This window comes from Catenulispora pinisilvae (genome assembly GCF_015356865.1).
In the GTDB taxonomy this organism is placed as follows: domain Bacteria; phylum Actinomycetota; class Actinomycetes; order Streptomycetales; family Catenulisporaceae; genus Catenulispora; species Catenulispora pinisilvae.
This window is the reverse complement of record NZ_JAAFZA010000017.1, coordinates 45,601-62,808: the sequence shown is the minus strand read 5'-3', so window position 1 is coordinate 62,808 and position 17,208 is coordinate 45,601. Positions and strand designations below refer to the sequence as shown.

The 17,208-nt window shown below is 71.5% G+C and carries 14 protein-coding genes; 8 read left to right on the top strand and 6 right to left on the bottom strand.

All coding sequences use genetic code 11. The features are described from left to right. Positions 1–58 precede the first annotated feature (58 nt). Entirely contained in the window at positions 59–1,711 is a 1,653-nt protein-coding gene (locus IZR01_RS07345) for an L-lactate permease (RefSeq protein ID WP_194923365.1), read from the bottom strand. A 120-nt stretch (positions 1,712–1,831) separates the two neighbouring features. On the opposite strand from IZR01_RS07345, the gene kduI reads away from it, so the two are divergent. From kduI to IZR01_RS07330, 3 genes are read left to right on the top strand one after another with little or no spacing between them, the layout of a single operon-like run. Then, positions 1,832–2,647, top strand: coding sequence for a 5-dehydro-4-deoxy-D-glucuronate isomerase (kduI, locus tag IZR01_RS07340; protein ID WP_194897399.1), 816 nt, complete (start codon positions 1,832–1,834; stop codon positions 2,645–2,647). After that, positions 2,644–3,417: an SDR family oxidoreductase gene (locus IZR01_RS07335; RefSeq protein ID WP_194923364.1), complete on the top strand. Its 774-nt coding sequence runs from the start codon at positions 2,644–2,646 to the stop codon at positions 3,415–3,417. The genes kduI and IZR01_RS07335 overlap by 4 nt, the downstream gene beginning before the upstream one ends. Next, on the top strand, positions 3,414–4,205 hold the full coding sequence (locus IZR01_RS07330; protein ID WP_194923363.1) for an IclR family transcriptional regulator: 792 nt from the start codon (positions 3,414–3,416) through the stop codon (positions 4,203–4,205). Before IZR01_RS07335 ends, IZR01_RS07330 begins: the two co-directional genes overlap by 4 nt. A 29-nt stretch (positions 4,206–4,234) precedes the next feature. Here the strand turns inward: IZR01_RS07330 and dhaM are convergent, their stop codons facing one another. After that, entirely contained in the window at positions 4,235–4,948 is a 714-nt protein-coding gene (dhaM, locus tag IZR01_RS52155) for a dihydroxyacetone kinase phosphoryl donor subunit DhaM (protein ID WP_194923362.1), read from the bottom strand. 139 nt (positions 4,949–5,087) lie between these two features. Here dhaM and IZR01_RS07320 point away from each other — a divergent pair, with 139 nt between their 5' ends. The 5 genes from IZR01_RS07320 to IZR01_RS07300 all read left to right on the top strand — a co-directional run bounded on the left by IZR01_RS07320 (position 5,088) and on the right by IZR01_RS07300 (position 10,527). After that, the gene (locus IZR01_RS07320; protein ID WP_194899043.1) at positions 5,088–5,861 is read left to right on the top strand and encodes an IclR family transcriptional regulator; all 774 of its coding nucleotides are present in this window, start codon (positions 5,088–5,090) and stop codon (positions 5,859–5,861) included. 233 nt (positions 5,862–6,094) lie between these two features. Next, positions 6,095–7,093, top strand: a complete 999-nt coding sequence (dhaK, locus tag IZR01_RS07315; RefSeq protein WP_194899044.1) for a dihydroxyacetone kinase subunit DhaK — start codon at positions 6,095–6,097, stop codon at positions 7,091–7,093. 51 nt (positions 7,094–7,144) lie between these two features. Next, on the top strand, positions 7,145–7,768 hold the full coding sequence (gene dhaL, locus IZR01_RS07310) for a dihydroxyacetone kinase subunit DhaL (protein WP_194899045.1): 624 nt from the start codon (positions 7,145–7,147) through the stop codon (positions 7,766–7,768). After that, positions 7,765–9,540, top strand: coding sequence for a putative PEP-binding protein (locus IZR01_RS07305; RefSeq protein WP_194923361.1), 1,776 nt, complete (start codon positions 7,765–7,767; stop codon positions 9,538–9,540). The genes dhaL and IZR01_RS07305 overlap by 4 nt, the downstream gene beginning before the upstream one ends. 33 nt (positions 9,541–9,573) lie before the next feature. Next, positions 9,574–10,527 carry an aldo/keto reductase gene (locus tag IZR01_RS07300; protein WP_194923360.1) on the top strand — a complete coding sequence of 318 codons (954 nt, stop codon included), beginning with the start codon at positions 9,574–9,576 and terminating at the stop codon, positions 10,525–10,527. A 59-nt stretch (positions 10,528–10,586) separates the two neighbouring features. Here the strand turns inward: IZR01_RS07300 and IZR01_RS07295 are convergent, their stop codons facing one another. The 4 genes from IZR01_RS07295 to IZR01_RS07280 form a co-directional block, all read right to left on the bottom strand. Continuing rightward, complete coding sequence (locus tag IZR01_RS07295) at positions 10,587–14,024, bottom strand: AfsR/SARP family transcriptional regulator (protein ID WP_194923359.1); 3,438 nt, start codon at positions 14,022–14,024, stop codon at positions 10,587–10,589. A gap of 108 nt (positions 14,025–14,132) precedes the next feature. Beyond that, positions 14,133–14,870: a tetratricopeptide repeat protein gene (locus IZR01_RS07290; RefSeq protein ID WP_194923358.1), complete on the bottom strand. Its 738-nt coding sequence runs from the start codon at positions 14,868–14,870 to the stop codon at positions 14,133–14,135. Positions 14,871–15,014: 144 nt separating this feature from the next. Then, the gene (locus IZR01_RS07285; protein WP_194923357.1) at positions 15,015–15,968 is read right to left on the bottom strand and encodes a hypothetical protein; all 954 of its coding nucleotides are present in this window, start codon (positions 15,966–15,968) and stop codon (positions 15,015–15,017) included. A gap of 348 nt (positions 15,969–16,316) precedes the next feature. Further along, entirely contained in the window at positions 16,317–17,204 is an 888-nt protein-coding gene (locus IZR01_RS07280; protein WP_228559006.1) for a tetratricopeptide repeat protein, read from the bottom strand. Positions 17,205–17,208 lie beyond the last annotated feature (4 nt).

The following is a 17,208-nucleotide window of genomic DNA, read 5'->3' as shown; positions in this document are numbered from 1 at the left end:
GGGTTGACGGCGGGTTGCCGGACGTTGAGGTTGGGGTTTGTCAAGCGGCACGCCGGTATCAGTGCACGACCATCCAGCTCAGCACCGGCGTCGACTGCAACCACACGATCGTGCACAGCGCGAGCAGCATCGCCAGGCTCCAGCCCAGCACCCGCCGGAACAGCAGGCCCTCCGCGCCGACCTCGCCGACCGCCGCGGTGCCGATCGCCAGGTTCTGCGGCGAGATCATCTTGCCCAGCACGCCGCCGGAGCTGTTCGCCGCGCCGAACAGTGTCGGCCCCACGTTCAGCTGGTGCGCGGCGGTGACCTGGAGGTTGCCGAACAAGGAGTTGGAACCGACGTCCGTGCCGGTGATGGTGACGCCGAACCAGCCGACCACCGGGGACAGGAAGGCGAAGGCCGAGCCGGCGCCGGCCAGCCAGACGCCGAGGGTGGTGATCTGCCCGGACAGGTTCATCACATAGGACAAGCCGTAGACGCACAGGATGGTGAAGATGGCCCAGCCGAACTGGCGGATCGTCGCGGCGTAGGTGCGGGCCCCGGCTATCAGGCCGGTGCGCAGGATCAGCAGCGTGATCAGCCCGGAGACGAACAGCAGGGTGCCGGTCGCGCCGAGGTAGTTCAGGGTGTAGCCGGTGTCGACGTGCTTGCCCTTGGCGTTCAGTATGTGCAGCCCCGGCCAGGCGAACTTCCAGATCCCGTGGGTGGCCAGCCAGTTCTTGACCGAGTCGAGCTGGGCCAGGGAGAACAGCAGCACGATCACCGCGTACGGCGCGAACGCCTTGACGCGGTCGGTCCGGCTGTCGCCACCGGGGGCGCCGACGCGGCGGACCACCGCCGGATCGGGGTCGTCGACCGAACCGCCGGCGATCACCGGGACCGGCCGTCCGCCCTCGGCATCCGCCGGGCGCCAGACCCGATTCAGGGCGATGATCGCGCCGGCCGACGCCAGCGCCGCGAATATGTCGCAGAGCTTGTACGACCAGTAGTTGGAGAAGGCGAACTGGCACAGCCCGAACGTCAGCCCCGCGGTGAGCGCGGCCGGCCACACCTGGCGCAGCGCCTTCCAGCCGCCGGCGATGCCGACCAGGATGGCGGGCACGAACACCGCCAGGATCGCGCTCTGCCGGCCGGCCATCGCCCCGAACTTGTCCGCCGAGAGCCCCGTCGTGCTGCCCAGCACCGTGATCGGGTTGCCCAGGCCGCCGAACGCGACCGGCGCGGTGTCCGCGACCAGTGCCAGCACGGCTGCCTTCAGCGGATCGAAGCCCGCGGCCACCAGCATCACCGAGCAGATGGCCACCGGTGAGCCGCCGCCGGCCAGCGCCTCCAGCAGCGCGCCGAAGGAGAAGGCGATGACGATCGCCTGGACCCGGCGGTCGTCGCTGATCGCCGCGAAGGCCCGGCCCAGGACCTCGAAGTGCCCGGAGCGGACCGTGAGGTTGTAGATCCAGATCGCGTTGAAGGTGATCCACAGGACCTGGAGCAGGCTCAGCGCCGCGCCGAAGGCCCCGGCGTCCAGGGCCTGTCCGAGCGGCATCGAGTAGCTGAACAGCGCCACGGCGACCGCCGCGGCCAGCGCGACCAGCCCGGCCCACTGGGCCTTCCAGCGCAGCCCGCCGAGCAGGATGAGCAGGGCGGTCAGGGGGAGCAGCGCGAGCAGCGCCGTGCCCGTGAGCGACCCGGTGGGATTCACCTGCTGGTGGTACATGGGCGCCTGCCTCTCTCATCCCGCCATTGTTCTGTCTTATGGAACGCCGTACTGTAGGACGGACACGAAGTGGACTCATCGTGGCACCGCACATCGGCTCAGGGAAGGGGTCCGGGGAAAATGGAAGTCCGGCACGCGACGCATCCCAGTCAGGTCCGCAGTTTCGGGACCGAGGATCTTCGGCGGCACTATCTGGTGGAAGACCTGTTCCCGGCCGATCACGTGCGGGCGGTGTACTCGCATCAGGACCGGATGATCGTCGGCGGCGTGGCGCCGGACGCGCCGGTCACGCTGCCGACTTTCGATCCGCTGCGCTCGGAGTTCTTCTGCCAGAACCGGGAGGCGGGGATCGTCAACGTCGGCCCGGCGGCCGGCGCGGTGACGGTCGACGGCACCGAATACCGGCTCGCCCACGGCGACTGCCTGTACGTCGGCCGGGGCTCACGGGACGTCACGTTCGGTCCCGGCGGCCGGTACTACCTGGTCTCCACCGCTGCGCACGCCGACCACCCGACGACCCTGTCCCGCATCTCAGACCTCGACGGCACCAGGCTCGGCGCGGTGGCGGGCTCCAACGACCGCACCATCTACCGGCACGTCCACACCGGCGGCGTCCGCAGCTGCGAGCTGGTGCTGGGCGTCACGGTGCTGGAGCCCGGCAGCATGTGGAACACGATGCCCTGCCACACCCACGACCGCCGGACCGAGTGCTACCTGTACTTCGACCTCCCCGAGGACCAGCGCATCGTGCACCTCATGGGCCGCCCGGACGAGACCCGCAACCTCATCGTCGCCGACGAGCAGGCGGTGATCTCGCCGAGTTGGTCCGTGCACTGCGGGTTCGGCACCGCGTCCTACGCCTTCGTCTGGGCGATGGGCGGCGAGAACCAGGCCTTTGAGGACATGGACCATGTCGCGGTGACGGAGATGCGGTGACCGCGGACTCCTCGACGGCGGCGGCATTCCGGCTCGACGGCAAGACCGCGCTGGTCACCGGGGCCCGCTCGGGGATCGGCCGGGCGATCGCCGTCGGATACGCCCGCGCCGGCGCGGACCTGGTGCTGCTCGGCCGGACCGGTGACCTGGGCGAGACGGCCGAGGCGGTGCGGCGCGAGGGGCGCGAGACGCAGACTGTCGCCTTGGATCTGTCGCGGCCGGAGGCGGTTCCGGAGTCGATCAGTGCCCTGCTTCAACGCCGCCGCGTCGACATCCTGGTCAACAACGCCGGAGTGATCCGGCGCGGACCGGCCGAGCAGGTCGGCTACGCCGCGTGGCGGGAGGTCATGGCCGTCAACCTGGACTCCGCATTCCTGCTGGCCCAAGCCTGCGGGGCGGCCATGGCCCGGCACGGCTCAGGGAAGATCATCACCATCGGCTCGCTGCTGTCGTTCCAGGGCGGCGTGAACGTCGCCGCCTACGCCGCGAGCAAACACGCGGTCCTCGGAATGACCCGGGCGCTGGCCAACGAATGGGCGGCGCGCGGCGTTCAGGTGAACGCGATCGCCCCCGGCTACATCGCCACCGAGAACACCCGCCCGCTGCGCGAGGACGGGGAGCGCAACGAGGCCATCCGGGCCCGCATTCCGGCCGGACGCTGGGGCGAGGCGGAGGATATCGTCGGTGCGGCGGTCTTCCTGGCCGCCCCGGCATCGGCGTACGTGAACGGACACACCCTCGTGGTCGACGGGGGTTGGATGGGAAGATGATGAAGAGTCGCCCCGACGGCGGCAACGCGACGGACAAGGTCCTGGCGGTCCTTCAGGCCCTGGGCGAGCACGAGCGCCTGGCCGACATCACCGCGGCCACCGGCCTGGCCCGCTCCACGGTCCACCGCATCCTTCAGTCCCTGGTGGAGCACCGCTTCGCGCTCACCACCGGCGACGGCCGCTACATCGGCGGCCCGGTGGTGCTGACCCTCGCCGGCCGCCTGATGGGCCGCTTCGACCCCGCCGAACACGCCGACGGAGCGCTGCGCCGGCTCAGCGACGACACCGGATACCCCGTCCACCTGGGCCTGCTCGCCGGCGACGACGTGGTCTACGGCGCCAAGATCGAGGGTGCCAAGCCCTACCGGATGCCCTCCCGCGTCGGCATGAGCGTGCGCCTGCACGCCACCGGCATCGGCAAGGCCATCCTGGCCGCCCTCCCCGAGCCGACGGTGCGCGCGATCGTCCAGCGCACCGGCCTGGAGCCCCGCACCCCGAACACGATCAGCGACGAGGGCGAGTTGCTGCGCCACCTGGAAGGGGTACGGGCCCGGGGCTACGCGGTCGACGACGAGGAGAACGAACCGGGCATCCAGTGTGTGGCCGCGGCGGTGTTCGACCACACCGGGCGGGTGACCGGGGCGGTCAGCGTCTCGACGCTGGCGCTGGAGCCCTGGGACGTTCCGGTGGAGCGGTTGGGGGAGCGGGTCGTCGCGGCGGCGGTGGAGATCTCGGAGTCTTTGGGGGCTCCGGCTTCGGCCGCGCTTCGGGGCGCGGCCGGTTCCTGAGCCCTACTCCACAGCTCTACTCCACAGCTCTACTCCATCTCGGCCAGAATCGCCGCCAGCGACGCGACGGCCGCATCGGCATCCAGCCCCTCGGCGTATACCGTCATCGTCCCGCCGATCTTGGCGCTCAAGCTCATCACGGTCAGCATGCCGGTGGGGCTCACTGACTTGCCGCCGTACTCGAGGCGGATGGCGCTGGCGAACTTCGCAGCTTCCACCGCCAGTCGGCCCGCCGGCCGGGCGTGCAGCGTGGCCGGCAGTGTCACCGCGACGGACACGCTGTCGGGGCGGGGTTCGGTTTCAGCCAGGGGAGTGGATTCGGGGGTGGGGGGCGCGGCGGGCGCATCGCCCTGCACCTTCACCATGTCGCGTGCCTGCCGCGCCGCCTCGGCCACCGCGGCCAGATCCGCACCGGTGGCCGCGGTGACGGCGGCGGCCACCGCGCCCTCGACGAACGGGGCGTCCACCAGCAGCACGTCGGCGCGCGGGTAGTCCTCCAGCACCGCCAAGGTGGTGAGCACCGAGCTGCCCAGGTCGGGCAGGACTATCACCCCGGCGCCCTGGTCGGCCTCGGCGATGGCGGCCACTATGCGGTCGTAGCTGGTGCCCAGGCCGCCGTCCTCGGTGCCGCCGGCGACCGCCACCGGTACCCGGTCCGAGCCGACCTGGGCCAGCAGTTCGCGCAGGCCCGTCGCCAGTTGGGCGCTGTGGGATACGAGTACGATGCCGATGGACTGGTTCATGAACGCTGATACTAAATCTCGGAACACTGTTCAGCAATACTGAAAGCGGCCATGCGGTCGAGTACCGCTGAACGCGGCGGATGAACGCGGGCGGACGGACGCGGCCGAGTGCGGCGCTACTGAAGGCGAGGGTCGGCGGATGGTGCAGTCGGTGCAGCGGGCGGTGCGCGTCCTGCGGGAGCTCGCCGCCGGTGGTCCGCGCCTGGGCGTGACCGAGCTGGCCGAACGGGTCGGCGTCGCCAAACCCACCGTGCACGCCCTGCTGCGCACGCTGGAGGGCGAGGGCCTGGTCGTCCAGGATTCCGAGACCGGCCGCTACCAGCTGGGTCCGGGCCTGTTGCTGCTGGGCAACGCCTACCTGGACACCCAGGAGCTGCGCGCCCGCTCGCTGAGCTGGGCCGACACCCTGGCGACCCGGGCCGACGAGGCGGTCTGGGTCGCGGTGCTGACCGGCGACCACGTCTTCGTCGTGCACCACGCGTTCCGCCCGGAGGGCGTCGTGCAGATCCTCGAGGTCGGCGCCAGCATCCCCTGGCACACGTGCGCACTGGGCAAGGCGATCGTCGCGTTCCTGCCGCCGGACCAGCGCCAGCCGCTGCTGGCCGGCGACCTGCCGGCGCTGACCGGCTCCAGCATCACCGACCCGGCCGCGTTGTCCCGGCAGTTGGACGAGGTCGGCCGGACCGGCCACGCGCTGGAGAACCAGGAGTCGGCCCTCGGCGACGCCGGGATCGCCGCGCCGGTCTTCGACCGCAACGGCGTGGCCGGGGCGATCGGCGTCATCGGCCCGGTCGAGCGGGTCCTGGACGAAGCCACACGTCAGGACCACATCGTGGCGGTGCGTGAGGTGGCGCGGCAGATCTCGCGCGAGCTCGGTGCCGGCCGGGGCAGTGCCCGGGTCGCGCGGCCCTGATCCCTTGACACCGGCGGGCACCGGGGTTAGCTTCCGAACATCGTTCAGTGATGACGAACAGAAGTCAGCTGGGTAAATTCTTTACGGTGGCCGCTTCTGTCCCCCGCGAGGAGGCAAGGCGGTGGTTCACGCCGAATGAGCTTGGGATGATCGCCGGGTCCGCCTGCCCGCCCGTCTCGCCCGCTCGCTCCGCCCGTCCCGTCCGTCGCAGTGTCCTCCGAAGGAGTCCCGGCATGAAGAAGCTGATCAACTCTCCCGATACCGTCCTGGACGACGCGCTGGCCGGCGTCGCGGCGGCCCATCCCACGCTGAAAGTGGACCTCGAGGCGCGGATCATCACCCGGGCCGGCGGCCCCTCGGTCGGCAAGGTCGCCCTGATCTCCGGTGGCGGCTCCGGACACGAACCGCTGCACGGCGGCTTCGTCGGCCCCGGCATGCTGCACGCGGCGTGCCCGGGTGAGGTCTTCACCTCCCCGGTCCCGGACCAGATGCTGGCCGCCGCCCAGGCCGCGGACGGCGGGGCCGGAGTGGTGTTCGTGGTCAAGAACTACACCGGCGACGTGCTCAACTTCGAGATGGCGGCGGAGTTGGCCGGCGAGGACGGCATCGAGGTGGCCACCGTCCTGGTCGACGACGACGTCGCGGTCAAGGACTCCACCTGGACCGCCGGCCGCCGCGGCACCGGCGCGACGGTGTTCGTCGAGAAGATCGCCGGGGCGCTCGCCGAACAGGGCGCCGATCTGGCCTCGGTCGCCGAGATCGGCCGCCGGGTGAACGCCGCCTCGCGCAGCTTCGCCGTCGCGCTGAGCCCCTGCACCACGCCCGCGGCCGGCAAGCCCGGCTTCGAACTGGCCGAGGACGAGATGGAGGTCGGCGTTGGCATCCACGGCGAGCCCGGCCGCAGCCGCGAGAAGCTCGAACCGGCCGCCGCGATCGTCGCCCGGTCGCTGGACGCCATCTTCGCCGACCAGCCGCTGGCCGCCGGTGAGGAGACCATCGTGATGGTCAACGGCCTCGGCGGCACCCCGCTGATCGAGCTGTACGTCGCCTACGCCGACGTCGCGAAGTACTTCGCCGAACGCGGCGTGCGCATCGTCCGCAACCTGGTCGGCAACTACATCACCAGCCTGGAGATGGCGGGCGCATCGTTCACCGTGTGCAAAGCCGACGAACAGATGCTTGCCTTGTGGGACGCGCCGGTGAACACCCCGGCCCTGCGCTGGGGCGCGTAGGCGCGTACGCACCTGCTACCTCGCCAGACCTCGGACAGAAGGAGTCGACCGGTGGACATCCACCAGACCAGGACGTGGGTACGGTCCATAGCCGCGGCCATGGACCAGCACAAAGACCACCTGACCCAGCTGGACTCGGCCATCGGCGACGCCGACCACGGGGTGAACATGCAGCGCGGCTTCACCGCCGTGGTCGCGGCCCTGGACGGCTATGAGCCGGCCGGCGTCGGCGACGTGCTGGTCAAGACCGGGACCACGCTGATCTCCAAGGTCGGCGGCGCCGCCGGTCCGCTGTACGGCACCTTCTTCCGGGCCACCGGCAAGCAGCTGACCGGGCCGGTCGCGGACGCCGAGCAGCTGGCCGCGGCCTTGGACGCCGGACTCGCCGGGGTGCAGAAGCTCGGGGCGGCGGTGCCCGGCGACAAGACCATGGTCGACGCCCTGACCCCGGCGCTGGAGGCGTTCGGCGCCGCGGCGCGCGCCGGGGAGGACGAGGCGACCGCGGCTGAGAAGGCCGCCGAGGCCGCCGAGACCGGGGCGAAGGACACGATTCCTTTGCAGGCGCGCAAGGGCCGGGCGTCCTATCTCGGCTCCCGCAGTACCGGGCACCAGGACCCCGGCGCGACCTCCACCGCGTTGATCTTCCGGACCCTGGCCGAGGTGCTGAAGCCGTGACTCGACTGACGTATGTCGGCCAGTCGGCGTCTGGGGGCACGGCGCTGGGGGTGCTGCGCCATACCGAGGTGGTGCCGGCGGCCTTGGGGCAGCGGGGTTCGGGTGCTGCCGACGGCGTCGGCAGCAGCACGGGTGATTCGGGCGACGTCAGCGGCCTCGGCGGTGCCGGCGGCGCCGGCGGGGACCCGGTCGCGGAGGTCACCGACGCGTTCGACGCGGTGGCCGAGCAGCTGGCCGCGCTGGCCCGCACGCTGCGCGACTCCGGGCAGACCGACCTGGCCGACATCGTCGAGGTCGACGGCTACATCGCGCAGGATCAGGAGTTGCGGGGCGCGGCGCTGCGTCAGGTGCGGGCCGGGGAGCCGGCTGCGCGCGCCGTCGTCCAAGCCGTGGACGAATACGGCACCATGCTCGCCACCCTGGACGACCCGATGCTGGCCGAACGCGCCGCCGACGTGCGCCAGGTCGGCCGCCGCGTCCTGGCGCAGCTGGCCGGGGCCGGTGTCGGTGCCGATGCCGCGTCGGCAGCGCCGGACGGCCCGGTGGTGCTGGTCGCGCACGAGATCGGCGCCGCGGACCTGCTGGAGTACGGCGACCTGGTCGTCGCGGCCGTCTCGCTGGTCGGCGGGCCCAGCTCGCACGCCTCGATCATCGCCCGCTCGCTGGGGATCCCGCTGGTGCTGGGCGTCAGCCCGGCGGTGCTGAACCATCCGGACGGCACCGAGGTCCTCATCGAGGCCGAGGGCCCGTCCGTCGTCGTGGATCCCGAGCCGGGGGAGCGGCAGGCGGCGGTCGCGGTGATGGCGGCGGCGCGCCGGCGTCGCGAGATCCTGGCCGCCGAGCGCGGCCTGCCGTCGCGGACCCTTGACGGCCGCGCCGTCGCGCTGCGGGCCAACGTCGCCACGGCGATCGAGACCAAGGCCGCGAACAACGCCAACGCGGACGGCGTGGGCCTGCTGCGTACCGAACTGCCCTTCCTGGACACGCACAAGTGGCCGACGGCGGATCAGCACACTGCGGTTCTGACCCCGATCCTCAGCAAGCTGGCCGGGAAGCCGGTGACGGTGCGGACGCTGGACTTCGCCGACGACAAGTTCCCGCCGCTGCTCGCCGACCAGGCGGTGGACGGGCACCTGGGCCGGGGCCTGCCGTACATGCTCGCCGCGCCACAGGCTTTCGCGAATCAGTTCCGTGCGATCCTCACCGCCGGAGCCGCGTGCGATCTGCGCATCATGATTCCCATGGTGGCCACGGTCGATGAGCTGGCCTCGTGCGCGCGGATCCTGGCCGAGGTCGCGACGGAGCTGGCAGTCGCGGCGCCGCCGATCGGCGCGATGATCGAGCTGCCGGCGGCCGTCCAGATCGCCTCCGAGCTGGCCGGCCAGGCGGGGTTCTTCTCCATCGGCAGCAACGATCTGACCAGTCAGATCCTGCGCCTGGACCGGCGCGACCCGGCCGTGTCCCCGGCGCTGGCCGCGCATCCGCGGGTGTTGCAGGCGATCGCGCGTACCGTGACGGCGGCGCACGAGCGTGGGCTGAAGGTATCAGTGTGCGGAGACGCCGCTGCCCATCCGCTCGTCGTCCCGCTGCTGATCGGTCTGGGGTGTGACGTGTTGTCGGTGGCTCCTGCCGCGTTGGATGAGGTCAGGGTACGTATTCGACGGTTGGACGCGCGGGTGTGCGCCGAGGTGGCCGCCGAGGCGATGGGGTTCGAGACGTTGGAGAGCGTGCAGCGCGTCGTGCGGCAGCGTTGCTGGCCTGAGATGCCTTGAAGCCCGAACCGCTTACACACACAGGAGAAATCTATGGTGGCCTTCGGGCTGGGCTTGGCGGCCGTGGGACGTCCTGGATACATCAACCTGGGACGTGCCGAGGACCTGCCCGCCGACCGCACCGTCGAGGCGATGCGATCACGTGCGCACGCGGTGTTGGACGCGGCCTACGCGGCCGGAATCCGCTACTTCGACGCCGCTCGCTCCTATGGCCGGGCCGAGGAGTTCCTGGCCGGCTGGCTGCGTTCGCATCCTGATATCGACGACGTCGCCGTCGGCAGCAAGTGGGGCTACACCTACACGGCCGACTGGCGCACCGACGCGCCGGTGCACGAGGTCAAGGACCACAGCGTCGCGGTGTTCACGCGGCAGATCGGCGAGACCCGGGCACTGCTCGGCGATCGGCTGAATCTGTATCAGATCCACTCGGTCACCCCGGACAGCCCGGCGCTGACCGATCAGGGGCTGCACCGCCGGCTGGCCGCGTTGGCCGCTCAGGGAGTGCGGATCGGGCTGTCGACGAGCGGGCCGCGGCAGGCCGAGGCGATCCGGGCGGCGTTGCGGGTCACGGTGGGTGGGAGTCGGCTCTTCGAAGCGGTTCAGGCCACGTACAACGTGTTGGAGACCTCCGCTGCGCCGGCGTTGGCCGAGGCGCATGAGGCCGGTTGGACGGTTGTCGTGAAGGAGGCGCTGGCAAACGGGCGGCTTACTGATGCGCATCTTGCCGAGCAGCCCCAGGACGATTCGGTGTTGGCCGCGGTCGCGGTGAAGGCGTCGGCGACGGTGGACGCTGTGGCGCTGGCCGCGGTCGCGGCTCAGCCTTGGGCCGACGTCGTGTTGTCAGGGGCGGCCACTGTGGCGCAGTTGGAGAGCAACGTGGCTGCCTCGCGTCTGCACTTGGCGGCTGATCAGCTGGAGCAGCTTTCCGTGCTGGCTTTGCCTGCTTCGGAGTATTGGGCGCAGCGATCGCGGATGGCTTGGGCCTAGCTCGTTTTCGGAGCGGGAGTTTGCGGGCCGGGTTGCGGTCGAGCTGTGGGCTGTTGGCTTCAAAGCTCTCTACGGTCTTCGTCCCCTGACCCGTCAACTAGCCTGGCCAGTTCCGCAGCCGCGGTGGCAGCGTTCGGCGAGGAGATGCGTGCGTAGATGGCGACGGCTTCGCGCAGGTCTGCGATCGCCTCCTCGCGCTGGTCGGCGCGGATGGCGAGGTGGGCTCGGCCTTCCAGTGCGCGGGCGGTGAGGGGTGGGCTGCCGACGTCGGTCGCCAGTTTCCAGGCCTGGTCGAAGTGTTCGCGGGCCTGGTCTGAGTGGGCGGTGTCCAGGGCGAGCCGGCCTTGGGTGGCGTGCACGTCGGCCTCGCCGTGGCGGTCGCCGACGCCGCGGAACTCGGCGTTGGCGCGCTCCAGGTACTCGGCCGCCTGCTGGGTGCGGCCGGCGGCGTGGTGGGCGCGGCCCAGGTCGTGGCAGGCGTTGGCGATGCCCAGGTGGTTGCCGATCTGCTCCAAGGCGGTGAGGGCCTCGGTCAGCAGGGCGATGGCGGCCGGGGTGTCGCCCAGTGCCAGCCGGATGCGGCCGGTGTCCCACAGGCCGAGGGCGATGCCCAGGGGGACGCGTACTTCGCGGAAGAAGGCGAGCGCGCTTTCGGCGAGTTCGAGGGCGGCCTGGTATTCGCCGAGGGCGTAGCGGATCCGGCAGAGTTGGACCGCCACGTTGGCCGCGTTCCCCCGTTGGCCCAGCGACTGGAAGATCTCCAGGGCTTCGTGGGCGGACGCCATCGCGGCCGGGTAGTCGCCGATTTCGCGGTGGGTGTGGCTGAGGATCGCCAGGGCGACGCCGCGGTTCTTGGTGTCGCCCAGGGCCTCGAACTCGGCCAGGGCCGACCGCATCAGTTCCGTGGCTCCGGCGAAGTCGCCCGTACCGTGGCGGGTGCGGCCCAGCGAGAGCAGCGTGTAGGCGCGGCCGCGGGCGTCGTCGAGGTCCCGGTAGTGGCCCAGCGCCGTTTCGAAGAGCTCCGCGGCGGCCTTGAAGTCGCTCTGGTTGAATTTGATGCAGCCGAGCTCGTGGATGGCGTTGGCCTCGCCGAGCCGGTCGCCGGCCGCTCGGCACTGCGCCAGGATCCGGGTGTGGATCTCGGCGGCCGAGGCCAGATCGGTCAGGACCCGGCGGATGGACCCGAGGTGGAACAGCGCCTCGCGCGCGGCGAGGGCATCGCCGGCCTCCTCAGCGGCTTGGACAGCCTTCTCGTGCAGCAGCCCGGCATCCCGCCAGTTGCCTTCGGACTCCAGCAACGGAGCGAGCCCGGCCACGAGCCCGATCACGCGCTCCGGTTGGTGGGCGGCCGAGGCCTGTTCGACGGCGGCGAGCAGGTTCGCGCGCTCGGTACTCAGCCAGGCTTGCGCGGCGTCGCGGTTCAGCGGCGCCTGGTACGGAGCCACAGCGGCGGGCGGTGGGCCGGACGGTCCGCCGCTGCCGCTGCCGCTGCCGCTGCTGTTGCTCTGTGTCGGCAGCCAGGTCCGGGTATAGCGCGCGAGCAGTAGACCGGCGGTACCCGAGGCCCGCAGGTAGTAGTCGAAGAGGCGGTCGGTCGCGGCCAGGCGTTGCTCACCCGGCTCCCGCTCGCTGACGGTCCGGGCGAAGACCCGCACGAGATCGTGCATCTGGTACCGGTTCGGCGAGTGCTCGATCAGCAGGCTGTGATCCACGAGCGATTCCAGGACCCGCTCGGCCTCGCGCACCTCGGCGCCCAGCAGCGCCGCGGCGGCCGGGGCGTCCACCTCGGTGCCGGGTATCAGGCCGAGCCGCCGGAACAGGCGCTGTTCGGGGTCCGGCAGCCAGCTGTAGGAGGATTCGAACAGCGAGGTCAGGTCGCGGTCGTCGTCGTGCAGCCGGTCCAGCCGGCCGGCCTCGTCCCGCAGCGCGGCCACCAGGTCCGCCACGGTCCGCCGCCGCGAGACCCGCAGCCGGGCGGCGACCATCCGGATCGCCAGCGGCAGCCGCCCGCACAGCGCGATCAGCTCGGCCACGGCCGGATCGGCCGCCGACACCCGCTCGGCGCCGACCAGCCGCTGCAACAGGACCAGCGCCTCGGCCTCGGGCAGCACGTCCACCGTCAGCAGGTGCGCGTCCTCCAGCCCGCTGAGCCGCTTGCGGCTGGTGACCAGGACCAGGCAGTCGGCCGAGCCCGGCAGCAGCGGCCGCACCTGGGCGGTGCCGGCGGCGTTGTCCAGGACGATCAGCGTCTTGGTACCGGCCAGCCGGGCCCGGTAGAACGCGGCCCGGGAGGCCGGATCGGCCGGTACGGCCTGGGCCGGCACCCCCAGAGAGGTCAGCAGGTGGTGCAAGGCGTCCATGGGGTTCAGCGGTTCCAGACCGGCGGTGTTGCCGCGCAGGTCGACGAACAGCTGCCCGTCCGGAAAGCGGGGGCTGAGCAGATGCGCGGCGTGCATGGCGAGCGTGGACTTCCCCACGCCTCCCATGCCGTCCAGGGCGGTGATCACCACGGTGCCGTCGCCGCTGTCGGCCGCGGCGAACAGGGCTCGCAGCTCTGTGTCCCGGCCGGTGAAGACCCTGGTGTCGGCGGGCAGCTGGAACCGGAAACCGTCTGGGACCGCTGCCGGCGGGACGCCGGATGCCGCTGCGGCGTTGGCGTTGACGTTGGTGGGGGAGGAGGCGGAGGGGGCGGCGACAGCCCCGGCGGGCGCCGACAGGGCCGGGGCGGGCACCGGCGGGGCAGTCGGCTCAAGATCGGGGTCGTTGGCGATGATCCGGCGATGCAGCCCACTGATCCCGGCAGATGGCTGCACGGCCAGCTCGTCGGACAGCGTCCGCCGCAGCGCGTGGAAGACCTCCTGCGCCTCGGCCTGGCGGCCGGACCGGTAGAGGGCGAGCATCAGCTGGCTGTGCAGGGCCTCGCGCACCGGATTCCGGGCCGCCAGGGCGACCAGCTCCGGCACCACTTCCCGGTGCCGGCCCAACTGCAGGTCGGCGTCGATCCGGGCCTGCCAGGCCAGCATCTGTGACTCCTGGAGCTGCTGGACGTGCGCCTCGTTCCCGGCCTCGGCGGTCAGGTCGGCGTAGGGCTCGCCGCGCCACAGGGCCAGCGCGCCGCCCAGTTCGGCCGCCGCCGTCGCCCAGTCCCGGTCGGCCAGCGCCTGATGCCCGCGCCGGGTGCGGTCGGCGAAGTCCTGCTCGTCCAACTCCCCGTCGCGCACCTCGATGCGGTAGCCCGGATTCGCGGTCTGAATCCGCTCACCGGCCGCCGCGCCCAACTGCCGCCGCAGCCGCGCCACATGGTTGCGCAGCGACGCCTCGGCGGACGGCGGCGGCTTCTCGCCCCACACCGCGGCCGCCAGCCGATCGGCGGGCACCGTCCGATTCGCCCGGGCCAGCAGCATCGCCAGCACAGCGCGCGGTATCCCGGGCCCGAGCGGCACTTTCGCACCGTCCTCGTCGACGACGATCGTCGGTCCCAACACCCCGAACCACATCGCAGCCTCCACCCTGGCCCACTTCGTGTGCCTCCATCACACTACGACTTGTCGCGGGTGTTGATGGTTGTAGTCGGCCCGGCCTGGTCGGGAGTTGGAGCGTGTGCTCTAAATCTCTGGTGCTGGTTCCCCCGCCTCAGCCCGCCGCAGCCACTCGGTGCCCTCCTCGGCGCGCCGCCCGCCGACGCCGGCCTGCTCCATCTGCTCCAGGGCCGTCCGCAGGTCCCGGGCCGCGTCGGCGTGCCGGCCGGCGAGCAGATGGAGCTGGCCGATCGTCAGGGTGCCGCTGGCGATCGAGCGCGGGTCGCCCCACTCCTCGCGCAGGCGCTGCGAGGTGTGTAGATGCTTCAGTGCGGTGTCCGCGTCGTGCTCCTCGGCGAAGTAGTAGAAGCCCAGGTGTCGGTAGCATTCCGAGCGCACGTAAGCGTCGGCGTGCTGATCCGCCAGCTCCAGCGCCTCGCGGTAGTACGGCATCGCCGTCGCCCAGTCGCCGCGCAGCACCTGATGCACCAGCCCGATGCCGAACAGCGATTCGGCGACGCCGGCCTGGTCGCCGATCTCCCGCTGGGTCGCCAGCGCCTGCCGGAACAGCGCCTCCTCGGCGTCCGCGTTGGACGTGTCGCGGTTGTTCTCCAGCGCGCGGTAGTGCAGCACCATCGCGAGCTTGTCCAGCGCCAAGGCCTCGCTCCGGCGGTCGCCGTCGGCCGCGGCCCGCGCCCGGGCCGCCTCCAGCTTGGCCTGCGCGTCGTCGAAGTCGCCCTGGCTGAACGAGGCCGCCATCAGCGCCGCGGTGCCGTCCGCCAGCAGCTTTTCTGGTGTGTCACCTGTGTTATCCGTTGTCCCCATGGTCCGAAGACTATCGATGGAGACAAACGAGAACCGCCGACCGGCGATGCCGGTCGGCGGTTCTGGAGAGCGTCCATCGCACCGCATCAGCGCTCTGATGCGGATGCGAACGCGAGGCGGTGCCGCTGCGCCGCGTCGCCCGCCTCAGTGCTTGCGCGCGCCGGCGAGCTTGGCCTTGCGGGAGGCGAACATCGCCGTGCCGCCAGCGCCGAAGAACGCCAGCGCGACCAGGCTGACCTCGCCGACGTTGGCGCCGGTGTGGGCCAGGGTCGGGGTGCCGGGGCTGGTGGTCGTCGCCGGGGTGGACGGCGTGCTGGTCCCGGTGCTGCTGCTCGGCTTCGGCGCGGCCGGCGGGGCCGTGGAGACCAGCGTCGACGGGTGCGTGGTCGGCGGCGTGGTCGGGGGCGTCGTGGTGGTGCCAGTCGTCGGCGGCGGAGTGCTGCTGCCGCCAGTCGACGGCCCGCAGGTGCCGGCGGTGTCCGAGCCGTTCCAGGCGGTGAACGGGGTGGGCGGCGTCCAGACGTCGTGCGAGTGGTCCGGCAGCGCGTGCTGCTTGTCGTGACCGTCGTACTTGTCACTGCCGGGGTACAGGTCGATCTGGCCGTAGCACTTACCGCCGGCGGCGCCGGGCAGCTTCACCGTGAGGTGCGCGGTGGTCGAGGTCTTCGACGCCGTGCTCAGGGTCGTGGTCGCGAAGTCCACGAACGTCTGGAGGCCCGTGTCCTCCCAATTTTCGGCGTCGGTGTCGTACGAGGCCAGCGAGATCGGGACGCTGCCGGTGCAGCCCTCGGCGACCCGGCCCGGGTTGAGCTGCACCACATAACCGTAGGTCGGCTCGTCCGGGGTCCGGTAGAACCCCTTGGTCGAGTGCCAGCCGCCGACGGCGTTGCCGGCCTGGTCGGACACCGCGTACTGCACGTCGTCATCGCTGACCTTGCACAGGTGGTCGGGCTTGTGGTTCGTGGGAGCCGGCGGCTTCGGGTTCGACGGCTGGTGCGGGGTGTTGTCGCAGGCGTTCGCGGCACCCGCGGCCCAAGCCATCGACGCTGCCGCGCCGAGCGTGACGAGCGCTCCGCGGCCTATTCGGCTGGTGGTCATGCTGGCTCTTCTCTGTGCCGGCCCCGAGCCCTCGCGACCGGATCACTTAGGTTGTGTCTGGGATGTCAGCGGCATAGCTTCGCTCATGGACAGCGCTGGAGCTTATCCCACCCTGACCTGGGGCGGGAAGGCGGGTACAGGGTGACAAAAGACGTAGATTCGACACCTTAACGCGCCGGTGTGGGCGGCCTGCGACCGCTTGCCCGATATGCCGTGCCGGCTGTCGTGTCCGCGCGGAGAAGACTGCGTAGTCAAAATACGAATTCCGCTGTAGACGCGTGGATGCGTGGACGCCGATCCTCATATCAAAGCTTGAGGATTACCTCGCATTGTCGGTCCGCTTCCGCGTCACCGATCCGCCCCCGCCTTGGCGTGAATCGCGTGCCAAGCGCGCCCCGCGCCGGCCACCGCCCACGCCGTGAGGATCCCGATCGCCGTCTGCTCGTCCGGCGCCGCCAGCAACACGTCCCGCGCGCCCGCGAGGACCGTGGTGGCCGTCTCCAGCGAGCCGCGGCTGCAACACGTGCAGTGGAACGTCACGCTGTCCACCGGCTCCATCGCCAGCCCCTGTTCGTCGAAGGCGTCGGCCAGCGCCGTCATGTCCTCCGGTGCCGGGGCGGTCACCTGTGCGCGCCATGTCGGCGTCGGGGACGGCAGCCACAACGCCAGCTCGTCGAAGACCGGGAACGTGTGGTCGCCGACCCGGCGCTCGCCGGTGGCGGCCCCGTCGTGCACGACGATCTCGCCGAAGCGGCGCTCGCCGTAAGGCACGGACAGTATGCGGGCCCGCGTAGGGCAGATACGCCGCACCCACACCACCTCCGCGGCGCCGTCCGGGTCCAGCCGCACCAGCGCCGAGCCGAATCCGTCCTCGATCTCACCCTCGCCCGGGGTGAGCGGCACGCCGTACTTGGTCCACGCCTCGCGCGCCGTGCCCCAGTCGCCGACCATCGTCGCGGCGATCCCCAGGTTCCACCACGCGGCGTTGCCCTCCGCCTCGCCGGCCCGCAGCGCCGCCTGCCGGCCCAACTCGTAGGCCTTCGGCCAGTTCCGCAGCAGCTTGTGCGCCAGCGCCGCGTCGAACCAGAGCTCGGCGCTGATCGGGGTGTCCGGGAAGGCGGTCAGGAACTGCTCGTAGCAGGCCGCGACTACCGGCCAGTCCTGGGCCTCGGCGGCGTCCTCGCCCCGCTGTAACAACTCCATGGCTTCAGCGCCCGACAGCTGAACCCCGCTCATCTCT